The organism is Aeromonas finlandensis (assembly GCF_000764645.1).
Classification (GTDB): domain Bacteria; phylum Pseudomonadota; class Gammaproteobacteria; order Enterobacterales; family Aeromonadaceae; genus Aeromonas; species Aeromonas finlandensis.
On the sequence record NZ_JRGK01000061.1, the window covers coordinates 1 to 12,487 of the forward strand.

A 12,487-nucleotide genomic window follows, 5' to 3' on the forward strand; every position below is an offset into this window, starting at 1 on the left:
GCCATGGCCCATGACAACGCTCCCCGCCTGGAGCCCCGCCTGTTTCATCCCCGTTACTGGGCCAGCTGGTTCGGCCTTGCCCTGCTCTGGCTGCTGACTCTGCTGCCGTGGCGCAGCCAGATGTGGCTGGGCCGTCAGCTCGGTCATCTCGCCGCTAAAGTGCTGAAATCCCGGGTGAAGATTGCCCGTCGCAATCTGGAACTGGCGATGCCCGAGCTGAGCCGGGATGAGCGGGAGAAACTGCTTAAGGCAAACTTCGAGAGCGTGGGCTGCGCCGTGTTCGAGGTGGGTATCGCCTGGTTCTGGCCAGACTGGCGGATGCGCAACCTGATGAAGGTGGAAGGGGAAGAGCATGTCATCGCCGCCATGGAAAAAGGTCAGGGCATGCTGCTGCTCTCCTGCCACTTCCTGACCCTGGAGCTCAACGCTCGCTGTTTCGGTCTGGTGCGCCCCGGCGTGGGGGTCTATCGCCCCAACACCAACCCGGTGCTGGAGTATGCCCAGTACCACGGTCGCTGCGCCTCCAACAAATATCTGGTGGACCGGATGGATGTGAAGGGGATGATCAAGGCGCTGCGCAACGGCGACGCCCTCTGGTACGCGCCGGATCACGACTACGGCTCCCACGCCAGCGTGTTCGTGCCCTACTTCGCGGTGGAGCAGGCGGCCACCATCACCGGCACCGCCACCCTGGCGCGGGTGAAGAACACCGTCACCCTGCCCTGCTACAACATCCGCACCAGCGAGGGTTACACCCTGCATATCGGCGCGCCGCTCGCCGACTACCCCAGCGGTGACGACATGGTCGATGCCGCCCGCGCCAACCGAGAGATTGAAGCCGCCGTGCGCAAGGCGCCGGAGCAGTACATGTGGCTCCATCGCCGCTTCAAGACCCGCCCTTCCCCCGAGGATGCCGGCTTCTACTAAGCGGCAATGCCCGACAAGGGCCACAGCGCCAAAACCGACAAACCGCCTGCTGGCGGTTTGTTTTTATCTGCTGTCAGCCCTGAGCGGCAAGCCCCCCCAAACGTCAGCCGCGCCATAACATCCTGCATGTTTGCACCATCCCCATCAATCAGCCGCAAAAGAGCCCTCATCACCAACTGTAAAAACTGAAAGCGGGTTACAAATTTATTGATTCATTGGTAATTAGCTGGATATTTCGATAGATCCATCGTCACTACCCACTGATGAGTTATTGAGTGATTTGCCCCATTCGAATACAAAAACCGAATTTGTGACGCAGATCACCTTTATGCAAAGACACCACAAAGCAACCTTGGTGATCTGAGTCACAAAAAACGGTCATTCAAAACAGAGAAGAGCGAAATGTAGCCTAATTACAGCACTCTAATGTGATCTTGGTCACTGGTTGTGGAGGGGGTATAGCGTGGTATCTGAGAGGTAGATCACAAGACACCCCGTTTTCAGCCTAATTTGATCGCAAGCTGGTAGATTGAAGTTGCTTAGACGACCGGGATGGCGGTTCGGCAAAACCGGCCATCCCGACTACCACTTTTAATCAAACAGGCTTAAAACGGGGTCCCGACATGTTATCACCGGATACCAAAGTCAAGATACAGAATTTTGGACGCTTCCTGTCCAATATGGTCATGCCCAACATAGGCGCCTTTATCGCCTGGGGCTTTATTACTGCCCTCTTTATCCCCACCGGCTGGCTGCCAAGCGAAACCTTGGCCAAGCTGGTCGGCCCCATGATCACCTACCTGCTGCCGCTGCTGATTGGCTACACCGGCGGCAAGCTGATGGGCGGTGAGCGCGGCGGCGTGGTCGGTGCCATTACCACCATGGGCGTCATCGTGGGCACCGACATCCCGATGTTCATGGGCGCTATGATGGTCGGCCCGCTCGGTGGTTGGGCCATCAAGCGCTTCGACAAGGCGATGGACGGTCGCGTCAAGAGCGGCTTCGAGATGCTGGTCAACAACTTCTCCGCCGGCCTTATCGGCATGCTGCTGGCGATCCTCGCCTTCTTCGTGATTGGCCCCTTCGTCAAGGTGCTCTCCGGCCTGCTGGCCGGTGGTGTCGGCTTCCTGGTGGAAAACCACATGCTGCCGCTCACCTCCATCTTCGTCGAACCGGCCAAGATCCTGTTCCTCAACAACGCCATCAACCACGGCATCTTCTCGCCGCTGGGGATCCAGCAGGCGACCGAGCACGGCAGCTCCATCTTCTTCCTGATAGAAGCGAACCCGGGCCCGGGCATGGGCGTGCTGCTGGCCTACATGGTGTTCGGTCGTGGTGCGGCCAAGCAGTCCGCGGCTGGCGCCTCCATCATTCACTTCTTCGGCGGCATCCACGAGATCTACTTCCCGTATGTGCTGATGAACCCGCGCCTCATTCTGGCGGTGATCGCCGGTGGCATGACCGGGGTCTTTACCCTGACGCTGTTCAACGCCGGTCTGGTCTCCCCCGCGTCGCCGGGCTCCATCTTCGCCGTGCTGTTGATGACACCGAAGGCCTCCCTGATCGGGGTCGCCCTCTCCATCATCAGCGCTACTCTTGTCTCTTTCCTGGTCGCCGCCGTGTTCGTCCGCGCCCAGCAGCCGGAAGCCGACGAGGCCGATGCCCTCGGTGAAGCCACTCGTAAGATGAAAGCCATGAAGGGCGGCAAGCCCGAAACCGCAGCGGCCAAGAAGCCGGGCGGCGAACTGATGGCGGTGCGCAATATCGTGGTCGCCTGCGATGCGGGGATGGGCTCCAGCGCCATGGGCGCCGGCATGCTGCGCAAGCGGGTACAGGCCGCCGGGCTCGACATCAGCGTCACCAACCGCGCCATCGATCAGCTCGACGATCAGGTGGATTGGGTCATTACCCACAAGGATCTGACCGAGCGGGCCCGTCGCCATGCGCCGAATGCTCACCATATTTCCCTGACCAACTTCCTCGACAACGGCCTCTATCAGGAGCTGGTTCAAAGCCTGACTCAGGCCGCCAACGATGATGTCGCCAACCCGCAACTGCTGGTGGCGGCCAACGACGACAGCTACGAACCGCAAGCGGCCGAAGTCTTTACCCTGAGCCGTCATGACGTGCATCTGGGGCTGAAAGCGGACAACAAGGAGGCCGCCATCCTGACCGCAGGCAGACTGCTGGCAGAGCGCGGTTACGTGGCGCCCGACTATGTCAACGCCATGCTGGAGCGTGAACAGCTGGTCTCCACCTACCTCGGCGAATCTATCGCCGTGCCCCACGGCACCATCGCCGCCAAGGAGTTTGTGAAGCGTACCGGCATCGTCATCTGCCAGTACCCGGCCGGGGTCGCCTTTGGCGAGGCGGCTGATGAGGTGGCGCGACTGGTGATCGGCATCGCCGCCCGCAACGACGAACACATGCAGGTGATAACCCGCCTGACCAATGCACTGGATGAACCCGGTCTCATCGACCGGCTGGCCAGCACCACGGACCCCCAGGCTTTCCTGGATCTGCTGGGTGCCGAACAGGCTGCGTAATCATCTTTCATCGTCTTTGGTTCAAGAGGTTAATATCATGAAAACATTGCATTTTGGTGCTGGTAACATCGGTCGCGGCTTTATCGGAAAACTGCTGGCAGATGCCAGCCATCAGGTCACCTTCGCCGACGTCAACGACACTCTTATCGATCAGCTCAACCACCGTCAGGAGTACAAGGTTCATGTGGTGGGGGCAGATCAGAAGCTGGACGTGGTGCGCAACGTGGCAGCGGTCAGCTCCGCCGGTCACGAGGTGATCGCCCGCATCATCACCGCCGATCTGGTCACCACCGCCGTCGGCCCCAACATTCTGGACAAGATTGCCAGCACCCTGGCCAAGGGGCTGCAGGCCCGCTTCGATGCTGGCAACCTGACCCCCCTCAACGTCATCGCCTGCGAAAACATGGTGCGCGGCACCAGCCACCTCAAGCAGGAGGTACTCAAGTACCTGCCAGTCGCGTATCATGCCACGCTCGAATCCTGCATCGGCTTCGTCGACTCGGCGGTGGATCGCATCGTACCGCCCGCCGCGGCTGCCAACGATGACCCGCTGGAAGTGACGGTCGAGAGCTTCAGCGAGTGGATCGTCGACCAGACCCAGTTCAAGGGGGAGCTGCCCCAGGTGGCGGGTATGGAGCCCACCGACAACCTGATGGCCTTCGTCGAGCGCAAGCTGTTCACCCTCAACACCGGCCACATCGTCACCGCCTACCTCGGCAAGCTGCGGGGCTACCGCACAGTGCGCGAGGCAATCGAAGATCCGGTGATCCGCAGCAAGGTGCGCCGCGCCATGGAGGAGAGCGGTGCCGTGCTGGTGAAACGCTACGGCTTCGACCCGCGCCTGCATGCCGCCTACATCGAGAAGATCCTGGCCCGCTTCGCCAACCCCTATCTGGTGGACGAGATTGACCGGGTCGGTCGTCAGCCGCTGCGCAAGCTGGCGGCGGGGGATCGACTGGTGAAGCCGCTGCTCGGCACCCTGGAGTACGGCCTGCCAAACGAGCAGTTGCAGGAGGGGATCGCTGCAGCGCTCCACTATCGCAATGCCGATGACCCGCAGGCGGTGGAGTTGCAAGCCCTGCTGGCGGAGCTGGGCCCGGCCAAAGCGCTGGCCCGTGTCACCGGACTGGATGAAGAGAGCGAGGTGGTTCGCGCCATCGTCGCCCGTTACGAAACCCTGTAATAACCCTGCTTGCGGCGCATTCAGCCACCACTGATAGCGCGCCAAGCGCTTGAATGGCAAGGGAATGTGCCCCATATGATAAAAACCGGGAGAGAGGCCCACTCTCTCCCTGTCAGCTGGACCCTATACACCTATGACCACACACCAGGAAGATGAAGTACTGGAACGACTGAACGAGCAGGATGGCCCCCGCGGCTTCTTTCTCGAAGCCGTGACCATCCTGGAAGAGGCGGTCGACTCCCTGATGCGACGCGCGTTCCGTCAGGAGGAGTATGCCGTCAAATACGCCATCGAACCCCTGCTCAACCAGAGCGGCCCCCTCGGCCAGCTGGAGGTGCGCCTCAAGCTCATCTTCGCCCTCGGCCTCATCTCCCTCGAGCGCTATCAGGATATCGAAGCCTATATCAAGATCCGCGACTTTCTGGTGCGCGACCCCAAGGATTACCGCTTCAGCGACAAGCCGATCCGCGACCTGCTCAACCGCCTGCACGGGGTCAATCAGGGCGGCATGATGAAGCTGGAGCCCCCCGCCAGCGAAGAGGATTGGGCCTTCTACCAGATGCAGCTCAACCGGCTCGATCAGATGGTGCGCTCCGCACTGGTACTGGCGCTGGCCGACTGTGTCGGCGAGCTCCACAAGGAGAGCCCCATCTAATCCGGCCCCGAGGCCGCTGCGGTGGCGGCCCTCATCTCCAGCCTCTGGCACTGCGATCTGCTTGCTCCCCGTGGCGACCAATGTCACTCTGGCCAAACCCGTCTCCCCCCACGACCACTGTTTCGTAACGAGGTTTGCATGTGTGTTTCCTCCCCTTCGGGCAAGCAGCTGTGGCGTCGTTGCCTTGGTGCAGGATGGCTACCCCATGAGTGACTCAATCCCCCATCACAATCCGCTGATCGCCCCCCTGCTGGCCCTGCTGCAACAGGCGGCGGGCAGCTACAAGGTGCACGAGCTGATGTCCGCCCTGCGCCAGCAGGGGGCGATTCCGATGCTGGCCGACGATGAGCAGCTGCAGCTGTTTCGGGTCAACTTCCTGATAATGAACGCCCTCTACCAGTTGCAGGCGGAACTCTGGCACGAGGGGTGGTGGCTGGTGATCAGCACCCTGGATATCCGGCTCGAACCGCTGGCCGAGACCCTGGATGCCAACCACGCCTTTGCCCTTGGCGAAAATCTGCGCAGCTACTATCTCGACTGGCAGGTGTTTTGGCAGACCGACCGGGCAGAGGTGGAAGCCCTGCTCAACCGCTTCTGGCGTGCCTATGACGGGGAGGGACACAAAGAGGAAGCGCTGGCACTGTTCGAGCTGACGGAAGGGGCAAGTCAGGAGGCGATCCGCCGCCGCTGGCGGGAGCTGGCGCTGCAGCACCATCCGGATCGCGGCGGGGATACCGAGACCTTTATTCGCATCCGCTGGGCCTGGGAGTGCCTGCGTGGATGATCCCGTTGCCGCACATAGAGGGCAGGCATAGACTGGAGGTGGATATTCCCCAAAGGAAAGGAGAGCATCATGACAGTCAGTGAACTTCGTAAGCTCTATCAGCAACAGCTCCTCATGGAAGCTGAACTTATCCATGACATCGCTATTTCAGGCTGGCTCATCGAGTTCAGAGGCCAGGATGGCACCCGCTATGAAATGACCGATACCCTTGGTTGCCCGGTCAGTTTCGGCACGGTCAGTCAGGCACGCGAACATGTGCATCTGGTGGCCGACTGCCCGATCCAGGTCGAACACCTCTACCGCTTCTTCGAACGCTGAGCCTAACAATCAATTCTCAATAGACCTCAACACGCCAGTGATACTTGTGCCATCCAGTTCATGGGGATGGCACAAGCCTGTCGCACGCCTCACTGAAGCCACACCATGCCATTTACGCCGCATGATGAGCACAATTGTGTCAATTGCGAGCGCTCTTGCCATGGCGCGCCAGAACATATGGCTATTCGGTGGCAATCTCGATGGTCACATGTACCAGTTCTTCATGGATCGCCAGCCGTTCGCGGATCTGTTGCGCTGGTAGCGGATTGACCATCAGCAAAGAGATCACGCAAGCATACTGCTGCTGCCCCACCCGCCAGACGTGCAGATCGCGGATCTCGGCATCCGGCAAGTCGGCTATCACCTCGCGGATCTCCGTCACCAGCGGGGCATCCATCTCCGCGTCCAGCAACACCCGACCGGAGTCCCGCAGCAGCCCCCAGGCCCATACCGCCACCAGCCCGGCACCCACTATGCCCATCAGCGGATCGAGCCAGTCGGCCCCCCACAACATGCCCCCTACCAGCGCCAGAATTGCCAGCACGGAAGTGGCCGCATCCGCCAGCACGTGGATGTAGGCGGCACGCAGGTTGAGATCCTGATGACCGTGGTGATGATCGTGCGAGTGATCGTGGTCGTGATGATCATCATGGTGGCCATGCCCATGCCCATGGCCGTGGTGATGGTGGTGATGGCCGTGATCATCCTTAAGCAACCAGGCACAGGCGAGGTTCACCAGCAGCCCCACCAGCGCGATGGCGATCGCCTGTTGATAGTGGATCGGGCTGGGGTCCAGCAGCCGGAATACCGACTCGAACAGCATCAACCCGGCCACCCCCACCAGCAGCAGAGCGCTGGTGAAGCCACCCAGCACCTCGATCTTCCAGGTGCCGAAGCTGAATCTGTGGTCGCGAGCAAAGTGGCGAGCGGCGCGATAGGCCAGCACCGAGAGACCGAGCGCCAGCGCGTGGGAGCTCATGTGCCAGCCATCAGCCAGCAGTGCCATGGAGTTGTAGAACCAGCCGCCGCCGATCTCCGCCACCATCATGATGATGGTTAGCAATACGGCCCAGCGGGTCTTCTGTTCGGCCAGTGGATTGCCCTCGTGGATGACGGGGTGATGGCAGTGTGATTGAGCGAGGGATGACATGGATTTCTCCTGGGAGCGATGATGCAATATACTATACCCCAGTATAGTTTTATTGATCGAGAGGATCCGCCATGTCCCACACCATTCACAACAAGAAAAAGCTGCTGGCACGAGTGCGCCGCATCAAGGGACAGGCCGGGGCGCTGGAGAGCGCACTGGAGCAGGAGAGCGACTGCGCCGCCATTTTGCAGCAGATCGCCGCCATCCGCGGCGCCGTCAACGGCCTGATGCTGGAGGTGCTGGAGGGGCATATGCGCGAGCATCTCGGCGCCGCCGATGCCACCCCTGCCGAGCGGCTGGAGGATCTGGATCAGGTGGTCAACGTCCTGCGATCCTATTTGAAGTAGTACAATGCAAAGACGCCCGGCAGCAAGCCGGGCGTCTCGTCAATCAAACTCCCCGTACGGGGTCAGGGGCAGCGGTGGCATATCGAGATCCCCCCGCCACGGCTTGAAGGTGTAGCGCAAAAACAGGGTGGCATGACTGGGGGCATAGTCATCCGCCTGCTGGATATCGATCCGGCCGCCGATGCGCCAGTGATCGGTCAGCCGGTGCTCGACCAGCGCGTTGAGGGTGTAACCCATGCCACTGCTGCTGCCACCGGCCACGGTGGCATCCTGATCCGGCAAACCATCCGGCAACAGACCGGGCAGAGGATAGCGGCGACTGTCATCGGTTCTGGCCTTCGACCAGGAGGCCGACCCACCCAGTTCCCAGGACCAATCCTGCACCCGTTGCCGATAACTGACCGGGAGCGCCAGCGAGAGGTAACGCTGGGGACTGTAATACCCCCCTTGCCCCAGGGTGTAACCACTCAGATCCTGCTGATAGTGCCACCACATGGAGCTCAGTCCGACACTGACCCGGCGCTGCTCCTCGTTGACCAGCTTGTAATAACTGCCGCCCATCAGCCGGGTGAGCCAGTTGTCAGGCACATTTTTTCCTGTCAGGAGATGCTGCTGAACGCTTCCCCAAAAACCGGTATTACCGCCCAGGTCGTGGCTCAAGTCCAGACGAACCCCATTGGCACGCACCCCGCCCCAAATCAACCCGCTGCCTGGGTCGCTTGCACCGGCATAGGAGAGCAGAGAGCTATTGATTGGGCGTCGTGATAACGTCGCACTCCACCCTACACGCTGCCAATCCCCTTTCACGCTCGCCCCGCCGACCCAGTCCACCACCTCGAACCCGAGCGGTGTTGTCCCCAGATCAAACGACCAGCGATCATCATGCCAACCAGCAGCCACCGTCGTCCCCCGCTGGCGCTGCCGCTCCATACCGCTGCAATCTACCTCGGCGCAGGAGCCAAACCGCTCCTGATAGGGAGCGTCAGGCAAGGAGCCCGCATCCATCTCGACCAGCTCGAGTCGGTTGAACCAGGTTCCGCCTGCCAAAGGCATATCCAGCTGCAACATCTGGGTAAGGGCACGAAGATTGGACACGCCCGGCGTACCACTGGAGCCCCAGTAGTCACTGTCAAACGAGAAGGTGGTCTGCTCCTGACGATAGTGCCGATCAAGATCGCTGCGTAGGCCGGAGAGCAGCCAATCGTCATCACGCTGGCTACGCGCCTGCTCGCTCAGCTCTCCATCGGATATATCCTCCCGGGGGATAATGCCGCTGGCCAGCAGGGCCTTTCTATCCAGTGCCAGGGCCCCCTCGTTGTCTCCGCTGGCAAAACGCTGGCGTGCTGCGTCGCGCCAAAACAGGGTGGTCTCTTGAGAGGAGGGCAGTCCGGACACCAGCGGGGTATAGGTGGCAAAAATCTCCTGTGCAAGGTCAGGCTCCCCCAGCTGCTGGTAAAGATTGGCGGCCTGACGATAGAGATTCACCTTATCTGGCGATGGGTTATCGGGCCACACAGGCAGCCACTGATAAGCAGCTTGGCGATCCCCTCTGGCCAACGCGATCTCGGCCATACCAAGGCGCGCATCGGGATGCTGCGGATGTTCGGCCAGAATACCTTGGTAGAGCTGCGCTGCGCGTACCGTGTCACTGCGAACCGCCGCCCATTGCGCCAACAGCAATGCAATATCCTCGTCAGGCAGCAGGGGTTGCAGCAACCGCTCGGCTGCGACTTCATCGCCCTGCTCACGCAGTCGGGTAGCGTGTGCAACCAGTTCCCGGCGAGCAAGTCGACTACCCAGCTCACTCATATCTTCGGTCCAGCGGGCTGCGGGCTCTTCGGCCAGCAAAGAGCGCGCTTGCGCCAGGTTGCCCTGTCCGGAAAGAAAGAGTGCGGTGGCATAACGCAATGAGAGATCTCGAGGCGTGGCCGCAAGACGTTGCCGCAGCAGATGCTCACCCGCGGCAGCGCCATCGACATGCGTCATATCCCCAGCCAACCGGTAAGCCAACCAGACATCATCAGGCCGCAAGCGCAATGCCTCCTGACGGCGAGCGACTGCCTGCGGCCACTTGCCCGCCAGAGCAAGCATATCGGCCTCCTCCTCCAACTGCGTTGCCTTGAGCTGCGCAGCTTGTGCCTGCAAGCGAGGAGAGCGACTCTGTTTGCCCAGCGCCACTGCTTTGGCCGGGTCCTGCTTCACATAAAGATCAAATAGACGCCCCAGCGCCCGCTCGTTGCCGGGAGCGAAGGCAAGTACCTTGCGATAGGCCAGCTCCGCCTCTTTATCCTGCTGCCGAGCGTGCTCTGCATCCCCCAGCCCAAGCCACCCCTCGGCCTCCTGCGGATCTAGCCGGGTTGCTTGCCGGTACAGGCTGACCGCCTCGTCCCACTGCCTCGCGCTCGCCGCCTTGTCAGCGCGATCCAGCTGTAACCAGTAACGGTTGGTCGCCAGCAGACTTTCCCACTTTGCTCGCCCGGCTACGTCAGGCTGCCGTAACAACTGCTCCAGCAGGGCGACCGCTTCCGCTCGCCGGTTATCCCGTGAGTAGGCTTCAGCCAGTGCCCCTCTCAACCCCTGAGCATCTGGATTAGCCGCCAGTGCGGCCTTGATTTCCCCTATCGAAGCCTTGCCTGTCTGGCTGCGCGCCAGGACCTGCTGACGCTGGCGAAAGGCCGGAGATGCCCACTGCTGCTCCTGGGTATCAAGCAGTGCCAGCGCCTCATCCACACCACTGTCAGCACCAAAGGTCACGATGAATTGCCGCAAGGCATCCATGCTCGCGGTGCCAACCGGCATATCGCGGATCGAGGCGAGCCAGAGGGAGGCGGCAGCATCACGGCTATCAGGATGAAGCGCCATGCGCTTCAACAGTGCCGTGGCCTCTTGCTGGCGACCATCCTGCAGCAGGTTGCTCACCAGACCGACCCGCAACGCCGCATGGCCGGGATAGCGTTTCTCAAGATCCAGCAACGTCACCATCGCGGTCTGACGTGTAGCGGGCATACGGGCCTCAAGCAGCGCATACTCCACCGCCAGATCCAGTGTCGGTGGCCCATCTTGGCCAAACAGTTTCCGGTATTCCCCTTGCGCTTCTTGCAAACGCCCTGCGCTGGCAAGCACGCGAGCCTGCTGCAACTGTTGCCGCAGCGCAGGCGCATCGAGCGCCAGTGCAGCCATGATCTGTCGGTACTGACTCGAATCCGGCGCCACACTGGCCAGTTGTGCCAGCGCCTGTCGGGCATCCCCCTGCTTCCCGAGGCGCAGTGCCTGACGGGCCCTGGCCGCCAGCAGCTCGGGGTGGTTCGGCTCAACCAGAGAGAGGGAGTAGAGCGAATTGCTGATCAGCGCCTCGTTATGGGTCGCCTCCCCGACACGCACCTGCTCCAGCAGCCAGCTGACCGGCTCCACCGCAGAGTAGGTGTTGCCAGCCATCAGCAACCCGAGCGCCAGGCAGAGGGATGTCACTCTGGTTGATGACATTGCTCGCTCCAGCGGGGGATCAGATTGCCATTTGCCGCAAAACGATAGCGCTGCTGATCCCAACCAGACCCAAACAGCGTCAACACGCTGCCATAGTAGGCATGGGCATCCCAGCCGCGCTGGCGAACTTGCGCACGCAGCCCATCAAGAGCGGGCTCCCCTTGCATCAGAGGGAGCAGGGCCGCGGCAAAACCGCCTGCACCACTTCCCTCAACCTTGCCGGTGGCGGTATCGATACGCTCCGGAACCTGGCCGGTACGATTGATATAGGCCTGCATGGGAGCAAAGTGGGCCACCAGTTGCTGTCTCGCCGGATCGTCAGCGCTGAGCATACCGAGCCAGAGATAGACCCGGATCGCATCATAGCTGCCACGGGCCCCATGTTTTTCGTTGCTCACCCAGCCTGTCGGTTGCTGCCAGTCGACCCAGTCAGGGGCAAACCCTTTGGGTGCACTGGCCATCAAGATGGCGGGCCACTGCTTGTGCATCTCTTGCCACGGCCCCTGCAACCCGGCGACGCGAGCCAGCAACTGGGGTGGCACATAGGCGGGGTTGATCGTCCAGCGGTTCTCCGCCACAAATCCTTTGGGCCCCGGCAGCAGCACCGGCCCCAAGCCCGGCACTCGTGCCACCTCTTCCCGGGCGATGCGACGCAGCAACATGGTGCCGATGGATTCATAGCTGTGGTTCTGCCACAAACGCCCGGCCTCCAGCAGGCTGTAGGCGATCCAGAGATCCGAATCTGCCGCGCTATTGGCATCCAGCACACCCCACTTCTCTCCCTGCTGTCCCCACAACCATGCGGGCAGGAAACCGGTCAGATCACCTTTTGCCAACTCGCGTTCAGTCCAGTTCAGCACCTGCTCGAACGTCTCCCGATCATCATTGACCAGCGCGAAAAAGAGCGCATAGCTCTGCCCTTCCGAAGTGGTGATGCGACGCGCATCTGACGGGTCAACCACCCGTCCCTCGGCAGTCATGTAATCCCGCTTGAACTGCTGCCACTCGGGCCAGTCACACGCGGCTCGTGCCGGGAGTGCGCTGGCACACCAGAGCAGCACTACCGCGATCTGTCGGATCATCTTTCTCATCTC

Annotated in this window: 10 protein-coding genes; 7 read left to right on the forward strand and 3 right to left on the reverse strand. The window is 61.3% G+C overall.

The genetic code is table 11. The annotated features are described in order from the left end of the window. The first annotated feature begins 3 nt into the window (after window positions 1-3). From lpxL to LD28_RS0107895, 6 genes are all read left to right on the forward strand, one after another. Window positions 4-927 carry an LpxL/LpxP family Kdo(2)-lipid IV(A) lauroyl/palmitoleoyl acyltransferase gene (lpxL, locus tag LD28_RS0107870; protein ID WP_033136494.1) on the forward strand — a complete coding sequence of 308 codons (924 nt, stop codon included), beginning with the start codon at window positions 4-6 and terminating at the stop codon, window positions 925-927. Window positions 928-1,550: 623 nt separating this feature from the next. Then, complete coding sequence (locus LD28_RS0107875) at window positions 1,551-3,473, forward strand: PTS mannitol transporter subunit IICBA (RefSeq protein ID WP_033136435.1); 1,923 nt, start codon at window positions 1,551-1,553, stop codon at window positions 3,471-3,473. Window positions 3,474-3,510: 37 nt separating this feature from the next. Next, window positions 3,511-4,656, forward strand: a complete 1,146-nt coding sequence (locus tag LD28_RS0107880) for a mannitol-1-phosphate 5-dehydrogenase (protein ID WP_033136436.1) — start codon at window positions 3,511-3,513, stop codon at window positions 4,654-4,656. A gap of 133 nt (window positions 4,657-4,789) precedes the next feature. After that, window positions 4,790-5,311 carry an MltR family transcriptional regulator gene (locus LD28_RS0107885; RefSeq protein WP_033136437.1) on the forward strand — a complete coding sequence of 174 codons (522 nt, stop codon included), beginning with the start codon at window positions 4,790-4,792 and terminating at the stop codon, window positions 5,309-5,311. 205 nt (window positions 5,312-5,516) lie between these two features. Next, window positions 5,517-6,095, forward strand: coding sequence for a DNA-J related domain-containing protein (locus LD28_RS0107890; protein ID WP_033136438.1), 579 nt, complete (start codon window positions 5,517-5,519; stop codon window positions 6,093-6,095). Between the two features lie 69 nt (window positions 6,096-6,164). Next, window positions 6,165-6,413: a hypothetical protein gene (locus tag LD28_RS0107895; protein WP_033136439.1), complete on the forward strand. Its 249-nt coding sequence runs from the start codon at window positions 6,165-6,167 to the stop codon at window positions 6,411-6,413. A 181-nt stretch (window positions 6,414-6,594) separates the two neighbouring features. Here the strand turns inward: LD28_RS0107895 and dmeF are convergent, their stop codons facing one another. After that, window positions 6,595-7,563, reverse strand: a complete 969-nt coding sequence (gene dmeF, locus LD28_RS0107900; protein ID WP_033136440.1) for a CDF family Co(II)/Ni(II) efflux transporter DmeF — start codon at window positions 7,561-7,563, stop codon at window positions 6,595-6,597. A 71-nt stretch (window positions 7,564-7,634) separates the two neighbouring features. Between dmeF and LD28_RS0107905 the strand changes: the two genes are divergently transcribed. Continuing rightward, the gene (locus tag LD28_RS0107905) at window positions 7,635-7,910 is read left to right on the forward strand and encodes a metal/formaldehyde-sensitive transcriptional repressor (RefSeq protein WP_033136441.1); all 276 of its coding nucleotides are present in this window, start codon (window positions 7,635-7,637) and stop codon (window positions 7,908-7,910) included. A gap of 39 nt (window positions 7,911-7,949) precedes the next feature. Here LD28_RS0107905 and bcsC read toward each other — a convergent pair whose 3' ends face one another. Together bcsC and bcsZ are read right to left on the reverse strand one after the other, a co-directional pair. Beyond that, window positions 7,950-11,393, reverse strand: coding sequence for a cellulose synthase complex outer membrane protein BcsC (gene bcsC / locus LD28_RS0107910; RefSeq protein ID WP_033136442.1), 3,444 nt, complete (start codon window positions 11,391-11,393; stop codon window positions 7,950-7,952). Further along, window positions 11,375-12,484 (reverse strand): cellulose synthase complex periplasmic endoglucanase BcsZ, encoded by a 1,110-nt coding sequence (gene bcsZ, locus LD28_RS0107915; protein ID WP_033136443.1) that lies wholly within the window; start codon window positions 12,482-12,484, stop codon window positions 11,375-11,377. Before bcsZ ends, bcsC begins: the two co-directional genes overlap by 19 nt. Window positions 12,485-12,487 lie beyond the last annotated feature (3 nt).